Origin of the sequence: Streptomyces lomondensis (genome assembly GCF_014651035.1) — a bacterium.
Taxonomy (GTDB): domain Bacteria; phylum Actinomycetota; class Actinomycetes; order Streptomycetales; family Streptomycetaceae; genus Streptomyces; species Streptomyces lomondensis.
The window spans coordinates 280,045-300,266 of the sequence record NZ_BMWC01000004.1 but is presented as its reverse complement, the minus strand read 5'-3'; the positions used below and the strand labels follow the sequence as shown (position 1 = coordinate 300,266).

Sequence of the window (20,222 nt, the reverse complement as noted above, 5' to 3'; positions counted from 1 at the left end):
TAAACATAGTTGATGCTTCACCCAACTGTCGCCGACGGCGGGATGCTGCCCGTCCTCGCCAGCTCCCGGTACCACAGCGCGCTGTCCTTGAGCGTGCGGCGCTGCGTCTCGTAGTCGACGTGGACGATGCCGAAGCGCTTGGAGTACCCGTAGCCCCATTCGAAGTTGTCCAGCAGCGACCACACGAAGTACCCGCGCAGGTCGACGCCGGCGGCGAGTGCCCGGTGGGCGGCGAGGAGGTGGCGGCGGAGGTAGTCGACGCGCTCGGGGTCGTGGACGGCACGGGTGCCGTCGGGGCGGACGGAGAGGTGGTCCTCGAAGGCCGCGCCGTTCTCGGTGATGACCAGGGGCTGGTCCGGGAACCGCCGGTGCAGGTCCAGGAGGAGTTCTTCGAGCCCGTCGGGGTCGATGTTCCAGCCCATGGCGGTGTGCGGGCCGGGCTGTGCGAGGAACTCGACGTGGGGCGAGCCGGGCCAGGGCGAGCCGCCCACGTCCTTGTGGCCGTCGTGGTTCTGGCGCGGGGTCGTGCCGTCCCAGAGGCGGACGGCGGTGGTGGCGTAGTAGTTGACGCCGAGCAGGTCCAGGGGCTGGTGGATCCGCGCCAGGTCGCCGTCCTCGACGAACGCCCAGTCGGTGACGGCGGCGGTGTCCTCGATGAGGTCCTGCGGGTAGTGGCCGCGCAGCAGGGGCTCGGTGAAGGCGCGGTTGGCCAGCGCGTCGATACGGCGTACGGCTTCCTCGGCGCCGTCGCCGCTGCCCCTGAGGACATGGAAGTTGAGGGTGACGGAGCACTGCGGGTTGTTGGTGGCGACCGCCCTGAGCTGCTGGACCGCGAGGCCGTGGGCGAGGTTGAGGTGGTGCACCGCCGTCAGCGCCGCGGCGCCGTCGGTGCGGCCGGGGGCATGGGCGCCGGAGCCGTAGCCGAGGTAGGCGGAGCACCACGGTTCGTTGAGGGTGGTCCAGACGGGGACGCGGTCGCCGAGGGCCTCGCCGACGACACGGGCGTAGTCGGCGAAGGCGAAGGCGGTGGCGCGGTTCGTCCAGCCGCCCTCGTCCTCGAGGGCCTGGGGCAGGTCCCAGTGGTAGAGGGTGGCCACGGGGGTGATGCCCCGGTCGAGAAGGCCGTCGACCAGGCGGCCGTAGAAGTCCAGGCCCTTGGGGTTGGGCTCGCCCCGGCCGGTGGGCTGGACGCGCGGCCAGGCGATCGAGAACCGGTAGGCCCGCAGGCCCAGGGACGCCATGAGGTCGAGGTCTTCCTCGAGGCGGTGGTAGTGGTCGGCGGCGACGTCCCCGGTGTCCCCGTTCCAGGTCCTGCCCGGGGTGTGGGAGAACGTGTCCCAGATGGAGGGACCGCGGCCGTCTTCGGTGGCGGCGCCCTCGATCTGGTAGGCGGCGGTCGCGGAACCGAGGAGGAAGTGCGCGGGGAAGGCCATGGGCTCGGCGGGTTCCTTCCAGGCTTTCGGCATGCACCGTTTCTCTCTGTGAGTCGTTACGGACCGGGCTGCCACGCGTGGAGCATACGGGCACCGTCGGTACCAAGGCGTTCTCGTGGTCGACTTCCGCGCAGCCCTGCCGCATCACCTGAACGGGCGATTGGGGCCCCGGCTGTCCATGGTCAGACTGGATGCATGAGTCACATGACGAAGAGCGGCCTCAGCACCAGAGCTTGGAGGAAGAACACGCTCCGTCTGGCTGCCAGAGTCGGCTCCTTCGCCGCTTCCCTCATCCTGGTCATCACAACCCCCACCTCGGCCCACGCCGCTACCGGGGTGCTGCATGTCAACGGCGTCTGGCATCTCGATCCCAGCGGCTGCATCCAACGCATCAACAAGAATCCCAGGTACTGGCCGGATTGGGACATCGTGAACCACACCGACCGCACGGTGCAGGTCATCTTGCGGAAGATTGGTCCCTGCCGCGGCGAGATCATCTGGGAGATCGTGCCCGGCGGGCAGGGCGGGGGGAGAGAGTATGACGAGACGTACGACGTGTGGGTACCCACCTACTGAAGCGGAAGAGAAGCTCGGTCCCGGCCCTGCGGTTCGCATGACACGGCTGAAAGTTCTCTCCGCCGTGTCAGCCTTACTCGCCACGGTGGCCGTCGCGTCACCTGTGCGCGCCGACAGCGCCCACGGCTGTCCGTATCCGTACGCCTGTGTCTACGACGAGCCTGATCTCAGAGGCTCCATCGTCGCCAAGTTCCGGGTCGTCACGAGTTCGACGCAGAGCCTCGTCCCTCCGATCACCGGCTTCAGCGTCTTCAACACCCGAAACGGCGACACGGTGCACATCTACTACTCGCTTCCCTCCGAACCTCACGGGCACTGGTGGGGATCGGCCTGTATCGGACCGAACGGCTGGGCAGGGGACCACGTCCAGACGCTGCGGGAGATCCGGATCGACTCCAGCCCATCCTGCTGACGTCGGCCACGTCAAGCTTCGCGGGACGTGGCCGGTGCCGCGTCCGTTGGTGGCCGGCCTCGGCACCACAGCGTGGCGTAGGTTCCGCGGGCGCTGAGCAACTCTTCCTGGCGGCCCTGCTCGACGATCCGTCCGGCGCGCATCACGACGATCAGGTCGGCCCGGGCCGCGAGGGCGACGTGGTGCGTGACGATGACCGTGGTGCGCCTGGGGGCCGGCCGGGCCCGTGACCCCGGGCAGCATCGAGCGGTCCTTCTTCAGCACGGAACGGGCCGGCGGGTTCGTCGGCGTCCACCTCGGTCTGTACGGCACCGGCGATGCCGGGACCGGCGCGGCCGAGGCGCACGTGGACTGGTTCGAGTACGCCCCGGGGCGCGCCGGTTCGGCAGCGGGTCAGCCGTAGAAGTTCTTCGCCCAGCGGTGCCCGGCCAGGAGCGAGAGCTCGTGGCCGGTGAGCGGCGGTGCGTCGGCGATCGCCGCGTTGCGTTCCACGTTCGCCAGGGAGCGCATCCCGACGATGACCGTGGACACCGCCTGCCCGGCGAGCGCGAACCGCAGGGCGAGGGACGGGAGTTCCTCGATGCCGGTCCCCAGGTCGGCGAGGATCGCGGCCACGCGCTTCTCGACCTGGGCCGGCCGGTCGTCCCTGAAGTACCAGTTGCGCCAGTCGCCCTCGGGGAAGGTGACGCCCGTGCGGATCGCCCCCGTGAGGGCGCCCTCGTCGAGCGCGACCCGGCCGATCACCCCGACGCCGTGCTCCTCGCAGGCCGGCAGCAGGGCGTCGGCCGGGGCCTGCTCGAAGATGTTGTAGATGACCTGGACCGCGTCCAGGACTCCGGTGCGCAGCACCGCGAGCACGTTCTCCGGCTGGTGGTCCTTGACCGAGATCCCGAAGAACCTGATCTTGCCCTCCTGTTTGAGGGCGTCCACCGTCTCCAGCCAGTCGCCGCGGCCGGTCCACTCGTCCTCCCAGGTGTGCAGCTGGAGGAGGTCGACGTGGTCGCGGCCCAGTTCGCGCAGGCTGGTCTCCAGGCTCTCGCGCAGGTGCGAGCCGGGGAACGCCGCCATGGGGTCGAGTCCGCTGGGCGACAGCGAGACCGGCACCTTCGGCCCGACCTTCGTCGCCACGTGGATGCCGTCCCCGCCGCCCGGGAGCGCCTTGAGGGCACGGCCGACGACGCGCTCGCTGCGGTCGTACGCCCTGGCGGTGTCGATGAAGGTGACGCCCAGGTCGACGGCCCGGTGCAGGGCGCGTACGCCGGAGTCGTCGTCGGCGCCGACCCAGGCCCCCTGGCCGAGGCCCCAGGCCCCGTAGCCGATCTCGGACACGGTCAGTCCGGTGCGGCCGAGTTCCCGATAACGCATGTGCTGTTCGTGCTCCTCGGGTGAGACGCCCCCTGGCGAGGGCCGCTTCCCTGTGCCGCCGGCCGGCAGCACACATGTCCGCACGACGCTACCGACGGGGGCACCCGGGCGACAGCACGCCAGGAGAGCGAAACTTTCGCAGCGGCGGCGCGCTTCAGGAATCCGCGCGAGGCACGGCGGTGCTGCGCCGTACGACGAGTTCCGGCGTGAGTTTCCGGCGTCGCGCCCGCTCCCCGCCGAGCATCCGCACCAGCAGCTCGATGGCGCTCCTGCCGAGGTGGGCGAAGTCCTGCCGGACCGTGGTCAGGGCGGGCACGAGGTATCCGGCGCCCTTCATGTCGTCGAACCCGACGAGCGACACGTCCTGCGGCACCCGCACGCCCCGCTCCGCGAACGCCGCCAGGACCCCCATCGCCATCTGGTCGTTCCCCGCGAGGACCGCGGTGGGCAGGCCGGAGCCGTCCGTGCCGAGCCGGTGGGCCAGGCGGAATCCGCTCTCCGCGCTGAAGTCCCCTTCCAGCAGGGCCCCTTCCGCTCCGGCGGCGGCGAGTTCGGCCTGCCAGCCCTCGACGCGGGCCCGGGCGTCGAAGGCGCGCAGGGCGCCCGTCAGATGGGCGATGCGCCGGTGCCCGAGGTCGAGCAGGTGGCGCACGGCCAGCCGGGCGCCGAGTTCCTGATCGACCTCGACGAAGCACAGGCCGGGGTGGGGCTCGCTGCCGGACATCACCACGGCGACCGGCACGCCGAAGTCGAGGCCGGACAGCGCCTCCACGGCGACGGGCCGGTCGGTGACGACCGCGATGGCCTCCACCGACTGGTCGGTGAGCCGCTGCAGTGTCTCCACGAGGTCGGCGGTGGTGCTCTCGCCCTGCCGGCCCGCCAGGCTCACCCAGTAGCCGGCCTGCTTGGCGGCCGTCTCCACGCCCAGCAGGATGCGGGGCAGTTCGAACAGGTCCGACCCGGCGATCACCACGCCGATCGTCGAGGAACGGCGGCTCTTGAGGGCCCTGGCCACGCTGTTGCGGCGATAGCCCAGCTTCCTGATCGCGGCCTCGACGCGGGCCCGGGTCTCCGGCCGTACCGACGGGTGATCGTTGATGACCCAGGAGACGGTGATGTGCGAGACCCCGGCCTCGCGTGCCACGTCCATCATTCCTGGTGGCCGGATTCCTGGTGGCCGGTTCATCCCACTCGTCCTCTGCCTCGACCCCCGCACGCGGCCCTGCCTCTTGCGCCGATACTGTCCCAGGCCTCTGGAGGGTGCCGGACGCCGAGCGGCCGGCTAGAGGACCGGCGGGCCCGCCTCCACGCGGCGCAGCACCGGGGCCAGGCGGTCCAGGTCGGGGCCGGTCTGGAGCTGCCGCTCGTCCCACCAGGTGGCGCCGGCGTCGTGCAGCGGACCGATCACGTCCTTGGCCCTGGCCGCGTCCGTGGGCGTGGCCCCGCCGAGCACGAACTCGAAGGGGCGCTCGGCCCCGGCCGTACGGTGCTTGCGCACATAGGCGACCAGTTCCCGGACCTCGGCCGGGTCGGGCGCATGCCCGTGCCGGGCCGTCTCGAACAGGGGCACCGCGCCGTCCCAGCGCGCCGCCCGCCGCATGGGCGGACGCCGCGGCCAGAACCCGCCGATCCACACCGGCGGACCAGGCCGCTGCACGGTCGCGGGCAGCAGCGTCACGTCCCGGACCTCGTAGTGAGGGCCGTGGTGGTGCACCGGCTCGCCGGACCAGAAGCGGCTCAGCAGCTCCAGTCCCTCGTCCAGCCGCTCGGCCAGGACGCGTGGCCCGGCGGTGTCGCCGAAGCTGCGGTACTCGTCCTCGACGGGACCGCCCAGACCGGCGGCGAAGACCACCCGGCCGCCGCTGAGCCCGTCCAGCGTGGCCACCTGGCGGGCGAGTTGCTGTGGGCGGTAGCGGGGAACCGGCGTCAGCAAGGTGCCCAGCCGGATCCGTGAGGTCGCCAGCGCGGCAGCGGTCAGCAGCATCCAGGGGTCTGCGAAGGGACGCCCTTGGTGCTCCCGGTGCAGTACGTGGTCCCAGACGAAGAGCCCGTCCCAGCCGGCCTGCTCGGCGGCGGCCGCCACGGTCGCGACGTTGCGGGGGTCGGCGAAGTCACCGAAGTTGGGGATGTTGACGGAGAAGCGCATACCGGCAGCATGCGCGATCGGCGCTACTCGGTGTACCCCCAGAGCTTGTTCCTGCCCCCCGCTCGACGACCGCGCAGGTCACTGGCACACTCTGCCGGTCGGAGGTCGCCGGCCCGACGTGGTGAGGCGGGCCGTCCGCCTGGTTCGGCTGAGAGGGATGAGGCACGGTGGGGTCGTCGACGAACAGGACGCTGCGGTCCGTCATGTGGCTGCTGTTCGCTGTCGCGACGCTCGTGGTGGGCGTGGTGTCGGCCCTCCAGGTGCGGGGGGCGCTGGAGCGGGAGCGGGAGTTCCGGGCCGCGCCGGCCTGTGCCTCCGCTCCGGTGAGGGCGTCCGCGTGCGTGTGGGAGCAGGACTTCACCGTGCGGACCGCCGACATGCACCGCAATGATCGGTACGAGACGCCGGAGGCGGAGCTCACGCTGCCGTCCGGCGAGCCGTGGCACGTGACGTTCCGGAACACCGATCCCGTCCTGTCCGAGATGGCGCCGGGCGAGAAGGTCGTCGGTCTGGTCTGGCGCGGGCGGGTCGTCGAGGTGCGGGACGCCGAGGGGCGGAGCCAGCCGACGTCCGTCGGTCCCCAGGAGTGGCCCGCGGACCGGCTGGGCGGCGCGCTCGCGTGTCTCTCGTTCGGCCTGCCGGCCCTCGTGGGATGGGTCTGGTCGGTCCTGGCGCGGGGCGACCGGCGGCGCGCGGCGGCGGCGACCGTGGTGCGGTGGCACGGCGTCGCCCTGGGCGGCACGGCGATCCTGGCGCTCTGGGCCCAGGCGGCGAACGACTGGCCGCTCTGGGCGATCCCGGCGATCTGGGGGCCGCTCGCGCTGCTCGGCCTGGCGTCCATGACGGCCTTCACCCTCGCCGCCCTCCGCGGCGAGCTGACGGACGAGGCCCCGGCCACCCCTCAGGCACCTGAGCCGCAGGCCACCTGAGGCGCCCCGCGTCAGGTCTGCCGGGCGTGCACGGGGCTGTGGGCGACGTCGTCCGGGCACTTCTTGTGCGGCCGGCCCGTCCGCCGGTCGCGGCGCCAGTCGTACGTCGCCAGGGCCAGGGACGCCGCCATGCCGACGAGGCCGGCACCCAGCGCGGTGACAAGGGCGCCTCGGTAGTCGTCGCTCCGGGCCAGCACCACGTAGAAGAGCCCGGGCAGGGCGGCGGTGCCCACCGCGGCGCCGAGCCGCTGCCCGGTCTGGAGGGCCCCGCCCGCCGCGCCCGCCATGCGCACGGGCACCTCGCGCAGCGTCATGGTGATGTTGGGTGACACCACGCAGCCGCTGCCGACGCCGCCGAGGAACAGGGCCGGGGCGGCGAGCCAGGGCGCCATGCCGAGGGGCGCGAAGCGGAGCAGCAGCGCGGCACCGCCCAGCCCGGCGATCACCGCCGTCAGCCCGCCCACGGTGAGGACGCGGCCGAGCCGGTCCACCAGCCGTCCGGAGACCACGGCCCCGCAGGCCGAGCCGAGCGCGAAGGGAGTCACGGCGAGGCCGGACCGGAACGGGGAGAAGCCCAGGCCGCTCTGGTAGAACAGCGCGAAGACCAGCCAGACGCCGCTGAAGCCGATGAAGTAGAGCGTGCCGACGCCGGCACCGATGGCATAGCCGCGCACGGTGGTGAACAGGCGGGGATCGAGCAGCGGCTGGGTGCCCCCGGCGACGAGGCGGCGCTGCCACCGCGTGAAGACGACGAGCAGCGCGGCACCGGCGAGGAACAGCCACCACAGCCGGCTCAGGCCGCCGGCCTCCGCCTGGACCAGCGGGTACATGAGCGCGAGGACGCCGAGGCCGAGGAGCAGGACGCCGGGCAGGTCCACGTGTCCCCGACCGGAGCGCGGGGTGCGGGGCAGCAGGCGGCGGCCGAGGAGGACGGCGAGGATGCCGATCGGGACGTTGACGTAGAAGATCCACCGCCAGCCCTGGGCGCCGTCCGCCAGCGCGAGGATGGTGCCGCCGGTGAGCGGGCCCACGGCGGAGGAGATGCCGACGGTGGCGCCGAAGAAGCCGAAGGCGCGACCGCGTTCGGCGCCACGGAACATCTGCTGGATGAGCGCGGAGTTCTGCGGGGCCATGAAGCCGGCCGCCAGCCCCTGGGCGAGACGGGCCGCCACCAGCCAGGTGATGGTGGGAGCCGCTCCGCAGGCCGCGCTGAAGAGCACGAAGCCGCTGAGGGCCAGCAGGAAGATGCGGCGCCGGTCCAGCGCGTCGCCGAGGCGGCCGGCGGTGACGAGGGCGAGGGCGAACGTCAGGGCGTATCCGGACACCACCCACTGCACCTGCGCGGCGGAGGCGTGCAGCTCGCGCTGGACGGTGGGCAGCGCGACCGCCACGATCGACACGTCGAGCAGGCTCATGAAGCCGGCCACCAGGGTGACCCACAGGGCCCGCCACCGGCGCGGATCCGGTTCGCCGCCCGCCACCGGCGTGCCCTGGTCCCGGCCATCCGCCGCCGACGCCGTCACATGGGCTCCTTCCTCTCGCCAGGCGCGCCCGGGCGACGCTCATCGGGCGCACCCGGGCGGGACAAGTTCCCCCGCCGGGGCAGGCGCACACACCGCCCGGCACGGACGCGAGGCATCTCACCCTGAGCACCCGCACCTCACCCTCGGTAGTCGACCGGACGCCGTGTGAAGGGGGTCGTTTGATCGCGCGAGAACTGTGCAGGCGTTCTGCTCGGGAAGACGACCGGCGAAAGGAACGACGTGATGGCGGCGCCCGACAACGACGAGTCGGTGGATCGCGCGGCTGTGAAACGACACCGGATGCTGTTCCGGGCGATCGAGAAACGACGCCACCCGAAGCTGCGCCGCAGCGACATCACCGTCACCGACGAGGCGGCGGTCAAGCGCGCCACCAAGGCCGCCGCCCTCGGCAACGCGATGGAGTGGTACGACTTCGGCATCTACAGCTATCTGGCCTCGACCATCGGGCAGGTCTTCTTCCCCTCGGGGAACGACACCGCCCAGCTGCTCAGCTCGTTCGCGACGTTCGCGGTGGCCTTCCTGGTGCGTCCTCTCGGCGGCATGGTCTTCGGGCCGCTCGGCGACAAGGTCGGCCGCAAGCGCATCCTCTCCCTCACCATGATCATGATGGCCGTGGGGACCTTCGCCATCGGCCTCGTCCCCTCGCACGCCGTCATCGGCCTCTGGGCCCCGGCCCTGCTGATCTTCTTCCGGCTGGTGCAGGGCTTCTCGACCGGCGGGGAGTACGGGGGCGCCTCGACCTTCATCGCGGAGTACGCGCCCGACAAGCGGCGCGGCTTCTTCGGCAGCTTCCTGGAGCTGGGCACGCTCGCCGGCTATGTCGGGGCCTCCGGCCTCGTCGTCGTCCTGCAGAGCCTCCTGAGCGACGACCAGATGCTGGCGTGGGGCTGGCGGATTCCCTTCCTGATCGCGGCCCCGCTCGGCTTCATCGGCCTCTATCTGCGGCTCAAGCTGGACGAGACGCCCGCGTTCCAGAAGCTGGAGGGCGGGCAGGTCAAGGCGAGCGAGGCCGCCGAGGCCGTGGAGACCTCGGCCGCCGCCGACCTCGGCAAGATCTTCACCCGCTACTGGCGGCCGCTGCTGCTGTGCCTGGCGCTCGTCGCGGCGTACAACATCACCGACTACATGCTGCTCTCGTACATGCCGACGTACCTGTCCGACGAACTGGGCTACGACACCAATCACGGGCTGCTGATCCTGCTCCTCGTGATGGTCCTTCAGATGTGCCTGATCAACCAGGTCGGACGGCTCTCGGACCGCTTCGGGCGCCGGCCGCTGCTGATGACGGGGATGCTGGGCTTCCTCTTCCTGTCCCTGCCGTCCTTCCTGCTGATCCGGCAGGGCAGTGTCCTCCTCATCGCCCTGGGACTGCTGATGATGGGGCTCTCGCTGGTGACGATGCTCGGCACGATGTCGGCGGCGCTCCCGGCGATCTTTCCCACCCATGTCCGCTACGGGTCCCTGTCGGTCGCCTACAACCTGGCCACCTCGGTCTTCGGCGGCACGACGCCTCTGGTGATCACCGCTCTGATCAGCGCCTTCGACTCGACCCTCATGCCGGCGTACTACGCCACGGCCGCTGCACTGGTCGGTGTGGTCGCCGTCCTGTGCATGCGGGAAACCGCCAACAAGCCCCTGGCCGGCTCCCCGCCCTCCGTCGAGACCGAGGCGGAGGCCGAGGAACTCGTCCAGTCCCAGTCCCCCCGCCCCAGGTTCTGACCCCTCCAGTGCCGGGGCCTGCGTACCTGGCCTAATGAGCGATGGCGCTCGCGGACCCCTGCCACCGCGACCGAATCCCGCCCGACGTACGGGACTTCACCGTCCTGACCGTCGGCTACTCGGTGCCGTTGGTCCATCTCGGCCAGGGGAACTGGCGGGAGGCCGGGCCTCACCGCCCTGACCGCGGGCCGCCCGGCACCGCCCCTCCGCTTCACACAGTGACGCGACCCGGGCCGGCACGCCGGTCCCAGGGGCCCACGCCAAGGCCCGCGCCGGTGACCCCCGGCCCCGGGGGTCCTAGACCCCGCGGCCCGTGGCCGAGGCGAAGCCCAGCCAGGTGTGGCGGTTGTTCCACCAGCACCAGCCGACCTTCGGGGCGTTGCGGCGCTCGCGGCCGTCCCGCCCGGTGCCGTTGCTGATCCAGATCGCCGGGGTGCGGGCGTCCAGGGTGCCGTCGGGCTTGCGCAGCCGGGAGCCGATGGTCATGAAGCAGCGGTTGCGCTCCAGGGCCTCCGGCTGCTGGAGCACCCAGTGGATTCCTTCGGTGAGCACCAGCGGGGTGCGGTCCTCCTTGCTGAGGGCGGGCAGTGCCTCGTCCGGCGACCAGTTGGCCATGTGGTCGCCGCGGTCGACGCCGGTGACGAGGTAGAGCGGGGCGTCGGGCAGATCGAGGGCGCACGGGGCGAACTCGTCGACGTCGGGCATGTCGACGACGACGAAGCCGGGTCTGCCGTCGCGGCGCAGCAGCGGTGCGAGGGCGGAGGCGGGGGCTCTGTCCGGGTGCACGGTCAGCAGGGCACCGTCGCCGTCGGCCTCGGCGGCGAACGTACGGACCTCCTCGGCGGACAGCCCGGCGATCTCGTGCACGCCCAGCTCGATCAGCCGCTCGGCCTGCGCGCTCAGGGCCGGGAGTGCGGGGAGGACGGTGGACGGGTCGGGCGTGGTGTCGGGCACGATGCTCCCTGGGTCGGTGACGTGGGCGAACTCATGGGCAACGAGCCGGTCCCACGGGACGTTCCCGCCCCGCCGCCTCCTGCTGCCCTTCGCCGCACAGGCCGTGCGTCCGCCACTCGCGGGGCGTCACTCCGTAGGCCGCGCGGAAGGCACGGCTGAAATGGCTGGGGCTCACGAACCCCCAGCGGCGGGCGACGGTCGCGACCCCGTGCCCCGGACACCGGCTCGAAGAGCTTGTGCAGGTAGCGGACCGACATGAAGTGGGCGGGCGATCCCGGTCGGTGACAGGCCGGGGTCGGAGAGGTTGCGGCGGATGTGGTCCTGCACGCGGACGAGGGTGGCCGCGGCGGTCTCCGGGGCCGGGGAGGTGAAGCGGCCGCTCCGCTCGTTGATCAGCAGCGCCAGCAGGTCGAGCGCGGTGGCGGCGAACTGACGGCCCAGGGAGGCGTCGAAGCTCCCCGCCTCGACCTGGAGAACGCCGTCCTCGTCGGGTTCTCTGGCCCACGGTGATGTACGGCATGTGCTCCTTCCTCGTTTCCGGGCGAGTGGTGCGGACGCGGCCACGCTAGGGCGGAGGGCACCGGGCCGGTTGCCGTGCAGCGCACCGGTTCTTGACCGGGGGCGCACCGCTGCCGGGGCGGAGCCGTTGATCCTTAATCCGTCGCGTGGCCGTGTGCGGCATGGCACCATCGCGGCATGCAAGGGTTGATGACGCCTGATCAGATAGCCGCCCGCTCGTCCCGCGCGCTCGCCGCGGCCGTCGCGGCGGGGCGTGATCTGGGGCTCGCGGTGACCGACGCGCGGGTGCTCTACGACGTCTTCTCCGTCGTGGTGCACCTCGCTCCGTCGCCCGTGGTGGTGCGGGTGCCCACCGTCCTGCCCCCGTACGCCGATCCCGATCACCAGGCGGCGCGGCAGCGGCTGGAGCTGGAGGTGGCGGGGTGGCTCGCGGACCAGGGTCACCCGGTGATCCCGCCGAGTCCGCTCGTGCCGCGCGAGCCGGTGCGGCGCGACGGTTTCTCGATGACGTTCTGGCAGTTCGTCGAGCTGGACCAGAGCGTCGAACCCGACTTCGTGCGCAACGCCGGCCTGGTCGCCGATCTGCACGCCGCGCTGCGCGCGTACCCGGGTGAGCTGCCGTTCCTGTCGGCGGCCGAGCCGCGGTTCGTCACCGACGGGCTCGCCGCGCTCGACGGGCGTCCGGACCTCCTCGACCCGGCCGACCTGGACCGTGCGCGGCGCGAGTGGGAGGTGCTGGAACCCGTCCTCAGCTCGCGCGCGGAGTTCGAGGCGGCGTTCCCGGGTGTCGAAGTCCAGCCGATCCACGGCGACTCCCCCGCCGCCAACATCGTCTCCGCCCCGCACGGCGAGCTGTACTCCGATTTCGAGCTGACCACGCTGGGACCGGTCGAGTGGGACCTGGCGGCTCTCGGCCCCGAGTGCGAGGCCGCCTACGACGCGGCCGCCGAGCGCCGGGGTCTGCGGCGGCTGGACGAGGGCGTGCTGCGTTTCGTCAACGCCGTGGGCATGTCCCGCGCGGTGGCGTGTCTCGCGCTGGCGCCGCAGTTGCCGCTGCTCGTGGACGCGCTGAAGCCGGCCGTCGAGCAGTGGCGGACGATGCCGTTCGCCGGCGGCCTGGAGGGCTGAGGCCGCTCGGGGCCTGACGGTGGCCGCCCCGGGGCCGGTGGCCTTCGGGCAGCGGCAGGTTTATTCGGGCAGCGGCCGGTCGTCCACGACGTGCTTCATCACGAGCGTGGAGGTCAGGCGCTGCACGCCGGGCAGCCGGGCCAGCCGCTGGTCGTAGAGCTGCTGGAAGGCGGCCAGGTCGGCGGTGGCGACGCGCAGGAGGTAGTCGGGTTCGCCGAACAGGCGCTGGGCCTGGAGCACATGCGGGACGGCGGCCACCGCCTCTTCGAACGCGGTGACCGTGTCGGCGTCCTCCCAGCGCAGGGTGACGAAGACGAGGGCTTCGAAGTCGAGGCCCACGGCGGCCGGATCCACGACCGCCCGGTAGCCGCGGATCGCGCCCTCGCGTTCGAGGTCGCGCAGCCGGCGGTGGCAGGGCGAGACGCTCAGCCGCACGCGAGCGGCCAGCTCGGTGACGGTGAGCCGGCCGTCCCGCTGCAGCTCGGTAAGAATTTTCCGGTCCAGGGCATCCATGGGGAAGATTCTGCCCCGGACGGTGCGATCAAGGGGGAAAGAAGGAACACTTTCGGGGCGATCCGGCCTAGCCTTCCTCACTGGGCCTATGCGATCGCCGCGGGCCTGAGGGACCGGTCGGTCGTTCCGGCGGTCGCCGGGCTGATCGCCGGATACGCGGGGTACACCCTGCTCGCGGTCGCGGGCCTGGTGGTCCTCGTGGCGAGCTCGGCGACTGTGCTCACCGCCCTGACCCTGGCCGGAGCCGGCTATCTATGTGGCTCGGCTGGGGCGTGCTGCGGCAGCCGACCGCCGTGACGGCCTCCGCGGCGGAGGCCGGTTCCGCCGCCGGCTCGTCCTCCCTGCGGATCATGCTCAAGGGGGCCGGCACCAGCGGGCTGAATCCGAAGGCGCTGTTGCTGTACTTCTCGCTGTTCCCGCAGTTCATCGACCCCGCGGGCGGCTGGCCGGTCGCCACGCAGACCGGCCTGCTCGGCTCGCTGCACATGGCCGCCTGCGCCGTCGTCCACCTCGCCGTCGGAGTCCTGGCCCGCACCGTCCTGCGGACCAGGCCCTCCGCGGCCCGGGCGGTCACCCGTGCCTCCGGTGCGCTGATGATCGCCATCGGCGGGTTCCTGCTGGTGGAACGCCTGGCCGGCTGACGAACCCGGCGCACCCCTGGTACCCCGCACGGCGTTCACCCGCTGCCGTGCTCGGCCGGCGCCCCCTCACGGCACCTCCGGGCCGCGGAACTCTTCCATCGCGTCGATGAGCCAGCGCCCCAGGTAGTCGGCGAACGAGGAGCGCGGGAACAGGCGGTACGTCGGCGCGTCGTCGACCTGCCAGAGCAGCACCGCCACGGGGCCCACCGTGGTCGACACCGCCCGCCCGGGACCGAGGGCCCGGGGATGCAGGTCCAGCGGGCAGCCCTTCTCCAGCACCTGACGGGACGACGGGCCGCTCAGCTCCAGCGTGGTGCGGTTCGCGGAGACGTCCACGGCCGAGCCCGGGGCCGGCCCGAGCGCCGCCCGCAACTCGGCGGTCAGGACGGCCCCTTCGGCCGAGGAGAGGACGAGCCACTCGTCGGGGCCCAGCCAGACGACGGTGTGGGGCCCGGCGGAGGTGGTGTCGCCGCACCGGCGCGGCAGCCGTGCCCCCAGGGTGTGCTCGATCCGGTCCGCTGCTTCGGAGCCGGGGCCGACGCGCAGGTTCACCATGGTGAGGAACGGCCGCTCCGTCAGCGTGACGCCCCGGGCGCCGGGGACGGCGGCGGCGCGCATCCGCTCCTCCAGATGCGCCAGGGGGCTTGTCCGCAGGGCCACCGGGCCCGCCTCGGTCATCGGCTCAGCCATCGCGCTTGGTCCCTTCCGGGTCGTAGAGGACGCAGTCGGCCACCTCGACGGGCACCAGCCTGTCGCCCACCGGTGCGAGCAGGGTCTCGCCGATCCTCGCCCGCCCGTCGGCGACGAGCGCCAGGGCGAAGGGGCGCCCGAGGGCCGGGCTGTGGTAGCTGGAGGTGACATGGCCGAGCATCGGCACGGGCACCGTCTCCAGGGAGACGTCCGGCGCGACGAGCTGGGTGCCCTCGGGCAGCCGGGTCGCGCGGTCGCCCGGCAGCAGGCCGACCAGCTGCTTGCGGTCGCCGCGGGCGGTGTCGGGGCGGGCGAAGGACCGCTTCCCGATGAAGTCCTTCTGCTTCGACACCACCCAGGACATGCCCGCGTCCTGCGGGGTGACGGTGCCGTCGGTGTCCTGGCCGACGATGATGTAGCCCTTCTCGGCCCGCAGGACGTGCATGGTCTCGGTGCCGTACGGGGTGATGTCGTACGGCCGGCCGACCGCGTCCACCTCCTCCCACACCGCGAGGCCGTACCAGGCGGGCACGTTGATCTCGTAGGCGAGTTCGCCGGAGAACGAGATCCGGCAGATGCGGGCCGGGACGCCGGAGGCCAGGAGGGTCTCGCGGAAGGCCATGAACGGGAAGGCCTCGTTCGCGAAGTCGACGTCGGGGGCGAGAGGGGCGACCACCTCGCGCGACCGGGGGCCGACGACGGCGATGGTCGCCCACTGCTCGGTCACCGACGTGCAGTACACGTCGAGTTCGGGCCACTCCGTCTGGAGCCACTCCTCCAGCCAGTCCAGGACGGCGGCGGCACCGCCGGTCGTGGTGGTCATGAAGTAGCGGTCGTCGTCGAGGCGCAGGGTCACGCCGTCGTCGAAGATCATGCCGTCGGGCTTGCACATCACGCCGTAGCGGGCCGTGCCGGGCTTCAGCTTCTTGAAGGCGTTGGTGTAGATCCGGTTGAGGAACTCGCCCGCGTCCGTGCCCCGGATCTCGATCTTGCCGAGCGTGGAGGCGTCCATGAACGCCACGCCCTCACGGGCCGCACGGCACTCACGGGCGACGGCCGCGTCCATGTCCTCCCCGGGCCGGGGGTAGTACCGGGGGCGCTTCCACTGCCCGACGTCCTCGAACTCCGCGCCGTGCGCGACGTGCCAGCTGTGGATGGAGGTGGTCCGCTCCGGGTCGAACAGCTCGCCGCGCTCCCGCCCGGCGAGGGCGGCGAAGGCGATCGGCGTGTAGGGCGCCCGGTAGGCCGTGGTGCCGATCTCTCCCGGGGAACCGCCGAGGGCCTCGGCGATCACGCCGATCGCGTTGACGCCGGACGTCTTGCCCTGGTCGTTCGCCGTGCCGAGGGAGGTGTAGCGCTTGACGTGCTCGACGCCTCGCATGCCGGTGCCGGTGGAGCGCCGGACGTCGGCGACGGTGACATCGCGCTGGAGGTCGACGAAGTGGGTGTCCCAGCCGTCGTCCGGGCCCGGCACCAGCCACAGGGCGCGCGTCTCAGAACGCGTTTCCTCGTACGACGCCGAAGGCACCGGCACCGGGAACCCGGCCTCCGTGGCCGCCAGCGCCCCGGCCCGCGCCCCCTCGGCCACGCATCCGTGGAAGCCGTACGTCCCCCGCGCCGCACCCACGACCTGCTGGTCCCGTACGGTCCCGTCGGGCACGAAGGCAACCAGTCCGGAGTCCCACCGCAGCTTGCCCTGGCGCTGGCTGTGCAGATGGACGACCGGACTCCAGCCGCCCGAGACGGCGAGGAGGTCGCAGTCGAACCGGCGTGGCTCGCCGGCGAGTCGGCCATCGGAGTCGAGGCCCTGGACGGTGACACCAGTGATCCGTCGATCCCCCGAGGTGTCCACCACCGCACTGCCGGACAGGACCCGCGCCCCGGTCGCGGCGGCGACCTCGGCGGCCCGCCCGGACAGTTCGGCGCGCGCGTCCACGACCGCGGCCACCGCGACGCCCGCGGCGTGCAGGTCGGCGACCGTGTCGTACGCGCTGTCGTTGGTCGTGCTCACCACGGCCCGCGAACCCGGCGCCACGGCATACCGGTTGAGGTAGGTGCGCACGGCGCCGGCGAGCATCACCCCGGGCCGGTCGTTGCCCGCGAAGACCAGCGGACGCTCGTGCGCGCCGGTCGCCAGGATCACCTGACGGGCGCGGATGTGCCACAGCCGCTGCCGCGAAACGCCTGCGGGGGCGTCGGCGCCGAGGTGGTCGGTGCGGCGCTGGAGGGCCAGCACATAGTTGTCGTCGTACGACCCGAAAGCCGTGGTGCGGTGCAGGACGACGGCCTCGGGGGCGGCGTCGAGGGCCGCGAGCAGTTCGGCGGCTCCCTCCCAGTCGCCGGGCTCGGGCTGGTCGTCGACAAGGATCACGCGGGCACCGGAACCGGCCGCAGCGGCGGCGGCCGAGAGCCCTGCGGGTCCGGCGCCGACGACCAGGACGTCCGTGTGGACGTACTTCTTGTCGTAGACGGCGGGGTCGGGGGCCGGGTCGAGCCGGCCCATCCCGGAGAGCGTGGTGGCGGACAGGCCGTCGTACAGCTCCACGGTCGTCGCGGGCAGCATGCCCTCCGAGCACGGACCGTCGATCTGCACCAGGGCGTTGGGCTCCTCGACGCCCGCGGCGACGATGCCGCGCGGACGGCCGCGGTAGAGCGAGGGCGCGACCTCGATGAGGCCGTTGGCAAGCATCGCCGAGGCGACGGTGTCGCCGGGGTGGCCGGTCAGTTCCCGCCCGTCGACGGTGAACCGCAGTACGGTGCCGCGGTCGATGCGGCCGCCCCGCGGGAGCCGGAAGTGCTGGTCGGTCATCGGTTCCCTCCGGCCTGGGGCAGTTCGGGGCGGGGTTCGTCCAGCCGGTACGAGGTCAGCACCTCGTGGGTGGCGGTGTCGCGCAGCACGTTGAACCAGCGGCGGCAGCCGATGCTGTGCATCCACCGTTCGGCGAACGGGCCCTTGGGGTTGTCGCGGTAGAAGACGTACGCGGCCCACTGCTCGTCGGTGAGGTCGGCGGGGGTCTCGGGGTAGGGGACGTGGGCCTGTCCGCCGTAGTGGTACTCGGTCTCGTCCCGTGGACCGCACCACGGGCAGGTGATCAGCAGCACGGTGGTGCCTCCTCAGTGGGCCACGGCCGCTGCGCCGTGTTCGTCGATCAGAGCGCCCGTGGTGAAGCGTTCGAGGGCGAAGGGGGCGTTCAGCGGATGCGGTTCGCCGGTGGCGAGGGTGTGGGCGAAGGTCCAGCCGGCGGCGGGGGTGGCCTTGAAGCCGCCGGTGCCCCAGCCGCAGTTGACGTAGAGGTTCCCGACGGGGGTGGCGCCGATGATCGGGGAGGCGTCCGGGGTGACGTCGACGATGCCGCCCCAGGTGCGCAGCACGTGCGCGCGGGCGAAGACGGGGAACAGCTCCACGGCGGCCGCCATCTGCCGCTCGATGACGTGGAAGGAGCCGCGCTGGCCGTAGCCGTTGTACGAGTCGACGCCCGCGCCCATCACCAGCTCGCCCTTGTGGGCCTGGGACACGTAGACGTGCACATGGTTCGACATGACGACCGTCGGGTGCACGGGCTCGTGCAGCTCGGAGACCAGCGCCTGGAGCGGATGGGACTGCACCGGCAGCCGGACGCCCGCCCGCTCGGCCAGCACGCTGCTGTGCCCGGCCGCCGCGAGGCCGACCCGGCCGGCGTGGATACGGCCCCGGTTCGTCTCGACGCCCACGACCCGGTCGCCGTCCTTGAGGAAACCCGTGACCTCGCAGCCCTGGATCAGGTCCACGCCCAGCTCGTCGGCGCGGCGGGCCAGGGCCCAGGCGACGTGGTCGTGCTTGGCGATGCCGGCCCGGGGCTGGAAGGTGGCGCCGAGGACCGGATAGCGGGTGCGGGGCGAGACGTTGAGGATGGGGCAGACCTTGGCGACCTCGTCCGGTTCGAGCCACTCGGCATCGACCCCGTTGAGGCGGTTGGCGCCCGCGCGGCGCACGCCCTCGCGGACGTCCTGGAGGGTGTGCGCGAGGTTGAGGACGCCGCGCTGGCTGAACAGGAAGTCGTAGTCCAGCTCCTCCGGGAGCCGCTCCCACAGCTTCAGCGCGTGCTCGTAGATGGCCGCGCTCTCGTCCCACAGGTAGTTGGAGCGGATGATCGTGGTGTTGCGGGCCATGTTGCCGCCGGCCAGCCAGCCCTTCTCCAGGACGGCGACGTTCGTGATGCCGTGGTTCTTGGCCAGGTAGTAGGCGGTGGCCAGGCCGTGGCCGCCCCCGCCGACGATGACGACGTCGTACGAGGAGCGCGGCTCGAGGTTGCGCCAGAGGAAGTCCGGGTGCTCCGGAAGCGGCTGGGCGGCGGTCATGCCTCGGCTCCCTTCAGGTGGGCGTAGAGGGGGAAGGCGGCGGCGAGTTTCCCGACGCGGGCGCGCAGTTCGTCGTCGGCCCGGTCCCCCTTCAGGACCTCGGCGATGATGTCGGCCACCTCCCGGAACTCCGTCTCGCCGAAGCCCCGGGTGGCCAGCGCCGGGGTGCCGATCCGCAGGCCCGAGGACACCATCGGCGGGCGCGGGTCGAACGGCACGGCGTTGCGGTTGACGGTGATGCCGACGCGGTGCAGCCGGTCCTCGGCCTGGCGCCCGTCGAGCGCGGAGTGGCGCAGGTCGACGAGGACCAGGTGGACTTCGGTGCCGCCGGTCAGCACGGTGATCCCGGCCTCGGCCACGTCGTCGGACAGCAGCCGTCCGGCGAGGATGCGGGCGCCGTGCAGGGTGCGCTGCTGGCGCTCCCGGAACTCCTCCCCCGCCGCCACCTTGAACGCGACCGCCTTCGCCGCGATGACATGCTCCAGCGGGCCGCCCTGCTGGCCCGGGAACACCGCCGAGTTGATCTTCTTGGCCAGGTCGGCGCGGCTGAGGATCACACCGCCCCGGGGGCCGCCGAGGGTCTTGTGGGTGGTGGTCGTGACGACGTCGGCGTACGGGACGGGGTTCGGGTGCAGGCCCGCGGCCACCAGCCCGGCGAAGTGCGCCATGTCCACCAGCAGGTACGCGCCCACCTGGTCGGCGATCCGCCGGAACGCGGCGAAGTCCAGCTGCCGGGGGTAGGCCGACCAGCCGGCGACGATCATCTTCGGCCGGTGCGCGAGGGCGAGCCGCTCGACCTCGTCCATGTCGATGCGCAGGTCGGACTCGCGCACGTGGTACGGCACGACGTCGTACAGCCTGCCGGAGTAGTTGAGGCGCATGCCGTGGGTCAGGTGACCGCCGTGCGCCAGATCGAGGCCGAGGATCGTGTCGCCGGGCTTCAGGAGCGCGAACATCGCGGCGGCGTTGGCCTGGGCGCCCGAGTGCGGCTGCACGTTCGCGGCCTCGGCGCCGAACAGCTCCTTCACCCGGGCGATCGCCAGCCGCTCGACGACGTCGACGTGTGCGCAGCCGCCGTAGTAGCGGCGGCCCGGGTAGCCCTCCGCGTACTTGTTGGTCAGCACCGAGCCCTGGGCCTCCATGACGGCGGCCGGGGCGAAGTTCTCCGAGGCGATCATCTCCAGGGTCGACTGCTGGCGGTGCAGCTCGGCCTGGAGCGCGGTGGCGATCTCCGGGTCGAGCTCGCCGAGCGGGAGGGCGAGGGGGGAGGCGAGCGTGCTGGTCGACGGGCTGGTCGCCATCTGTGCACCATCCT

The 20,222-nt window shown here is 72.3% G+C and carries 18 protein-coding genes and 2 pseudogenes; 7 read left to right on the top strand and 13 right to left on the bottom strand.

What is annotated here, in order from left to right; all coding sequences use genetic code 11:
* Positions 1–17: 17 nt before the first annotated feature.
* Positions 18–1,466, bottom strand: a complete 1,449-nt coding sequence (locus IE255_RS16505) for a GH1 family beta-glucosidase (protein WP_190051017.1) — start codon at positions 1,464–1,466, stop codon at positions 18–20.
* A 162-nt stretch (positions 1,467–1,628) separates the two neighbouring features.
* On the opposite strand from IE255_RS16505, the gene IE255_RS16500 reads away from it, so the two are divergent.
* From IE255_RS16500 to IE255_RS16490, 3 genes are all read left to right on the top strand, one after another.
* On the top strand, positions 1,629–2,009 hold the full coding sequence (locus tag IE255_RS16500; RefSeq protein ID WP_190051016.1) for a hypothetical protein: 381 nt from the start codon (positions 1,629–1,631) through the stop codon (positions 2,007–2,009).
* 64 nt (positions 2,010–2,073) lie between these two features.
* Positions 2,074–2,421 carry a hypothetical protein gene (locus tag IE255_RS16495; RefSeq protein ID WP_190051015.1) on the top strand — a complete coding sequence of 116 codons (348 nt, stop codon included), beginning with the start codon at positions 2,074–2,076 and terminating at the stop codon, positions 2,419–2,421.
* A gap of 226 nt (positions 2,422–2,647) precedes the next feature.
* Positions 2,648–2,824 (top strand): beta-xylosidase family glycoside hydrolase, encoded by a 177-nt coding sequence (locus IE255_RS16490; RefSeq protein WP_190051014.1) that lies wholly within the window; start codon positions 2,648–2,650, stop codon positions 2,822–2,824.
* Here IE255_RS16490 and IE255_RS16485 read toward each other — a convergent pair.
* The 3 genes from IE255_RS16485 to IE255_RS16475 form a co-directional block, all read right to left on the bottom strand.
* Entirely contained in the window at positions 2,815–3,786 is a 972-nt protein-coding gene (locus IE255_RS16485) for an aldo/keto reductase (RefSeq protein ID WP_190051013.1), read from the bottom strand. The genes IE255_RS16490 and IE255_RS16485 overlap by 10 nt on opposite strands.
* Positions 3,787–3,940: 154 nt before the next feature.
* Positions 3,941–4,936, bottom strand: coding sequence for a LacI family DNA-binding transcriptional regulator (locus IE255_RS16480; protein ID WP_229906439.1), 996 nt, complete (start codon positions 4,934–4,936; stop codon positions 3,941–3,943).
* Between the two features lie 132 nt (positions 4,937–5,068).
* Complete coding sequence (locus IE255_RS16475; RefSeq protein WP_190051011.1) at positions 5,069–5,932, bottom strand: LLM class flavin-dependent oxidoreductase; 864 nt, start codon at positions 5,930–5,932, stop codon at positions 5,069–5,071.
* Positions 5,933–6,099: 167 nt separating this feature from the next.
* Between IE255_RS16475 and IE255_RS16470 the strand changes: the two genes are divergently transcribed.
* On the top strand, positions 6,100–6,861 hold the full coding sequence (locus IE255_RS16470; RefSeq protein WP_229906438.1) for a hypothetical protein: 762 nt from the start codon (positions 6,100–6,102) through the stop codon (positions 6,859–6,861).
* 11 nt (positions 6,862–6,872) lie between these two features.
* On the opposite strand, the gene IE255_RS16465 is transcribed toward IE255_RS16470, so the two are convergent.
* Complete coding sequence (locus tag IE255_RS16465) at positions 6,873–8,384, bottom strand: MFS transporter (RefSeq protein WP_190051010.1); 1,512 nt, start codon at positions 8,382–8,384, stop codon at positions 6,873–6,875.
* 243 nt (positions 8,385–8,627) lie between these two features.
* On the opposite strand from IE255_RS16465, the gene proP reads away from it, so the two are divergent.
* Positions 8,628–10,124 carry a glycine betaine/L-proline transporter ProP gene (gene proP / locus IE255_RS16460; RefSeq protein WP_190051009.1) on the top strand — a complete coding sequence of 499 codons (1,497 nt, stop codon included), beginning with the start codon at positions 8,628–8,630 and terminating at the stop codon, positions 10,122–10,124.
* Between the two features lie 297 nt (positions 10,125–10,421).
* Here the strand turns inward: proP and IE255_RS16455 are convergent, their stop codons facing one another.
* Positions 10,422–11,078, bottom strand: coding sequence for a DUF5701 family protein (locus IE255_RS16455; RefSeq protein WP_190051008.1), 657 nt, complete (start codon positions 11,076–11,078; stop codon positions 10,422–10,424).
* A 79-nt stretch (positions 11,079–11,157) separates the two neighbouring features.
* Positions 11,158–11,543: pseudogene (locus IE255_RS16445) on the bottom strand (AraC family transcriptional regulator); the annotation flags it as partial.
* 231 nt (positions 11,544–11,774) lie between these two features.
* Between IE255_RS16445 and IE255_RS16440 the strand changes: the two are divergent.
* Entirely contained in the window at positions 11,775–12,725 is a 951-nt protein-coding gene (locus IE255_RS16440; protein ID WP_190051007.1) for an aminoglycoside phosphotransferase family protein, read from the top strand.
* Between the two features lie 60 nt (positions 12,726–12,785).
* Here IE255_RS16440 and IE255_RS16435 read toward each other — a convergent pair whose 3' ends face one another.
* The gene (locus IE255_RS16435) at positions 12,786–13,238 is read right to left on the bottom strand and encodes an Lrp/AsnC family transcriptional regulator (protein ID WP_190051006.1); all 453 of its coding nucleotides are present in this window, start codon (positions 13,236–13,238) and stop codon (positions 12,786–12,788) included.
* 27 nt (positions 13,239–13,265) lie between these two features.
* Here IE255_RS16435 and IE255_RS16430 point away from each other — a divergent pair.
* Positions 13,266–13,879, top strand: a pseudogene (locus IE255_RS16430) (LysE family translocator).
* Between the two features lie 66 nt (positions 13,880–13,945).
* On the opposite strand, the gene IE255_RS16425 reads toward IE255_RS16430, so the two are convergent.
* From IE255_RS16425 to glyA, 5 genes are read right to left on the bottom strand one after another with little or no spacing between them, the layout of a single operon-like run.
* Positions 13,946–14,569 carry a sarcosine oxidase subunit gamma gene (locus tag IE255_RS16425; RefSeq protein WP_190051005.1) on the bottom strand — a complete coding sequence of 208 codons (624 nt, stop codon included), beginning with the start codon at positions 14,567–14,569 and terminating at the stop codon, positions 13,946–13,948.
* Positions 14,562–17,378 (bottom strand): sarcosine oxidase subunit alpha family protein, encoded by a 2,817-nt coding sequence (locus tag IE255_RS16420; RefSeq protein WP_190051004.1) that lies wholly within the window; start codon positions 17,376–17,378, stop codon positions 14,562–14,564. The genes IE255_RS16425 and IE255_RS16420 overlap by 8 nt, the downstream gene beginning before the upstream one ends.
* Complete coding sequence (locus IE255_RS16415; protein ID WP_190051003.1) at positions 17,375–17,671, bottom strand: sarcosine oxidase subunit delta; 297 nt, start codon at positions 17,669–17,671, stop codon at positions 17,375–17,377. Before IE255_RS16415 ends, IE255_RS16420 begins: the two co-directional genes overlap by 4 nt.
* 12 nt (positions 17,672–17,683) lie before the next feature.
* Complete coding sequence (locus IE255_RS16410; RefSeq protein WP_190051002.1) at positions 17,684–18,907, bottom strand: sarcosine oxidase subunit beta family protein; 1,224 nt, start codon at positions 18,905–18,907, stop codon at positions 17,684–17,686.
* Entirely contained in the window at positions 18,904–20,208 is a 1,305-nt protein-coding gene (glyA, locus tag IE255_RS16405) for a serine hydroxymethyltransferase (protein WP_190051001.1), read from the bottom strand. Before glyA ends, IE255_RS16410 begins: the two co-directional genes overlap by 4 nt.
* Positions 20,209–20,222 lie beyond the last annotated feature (14 nt).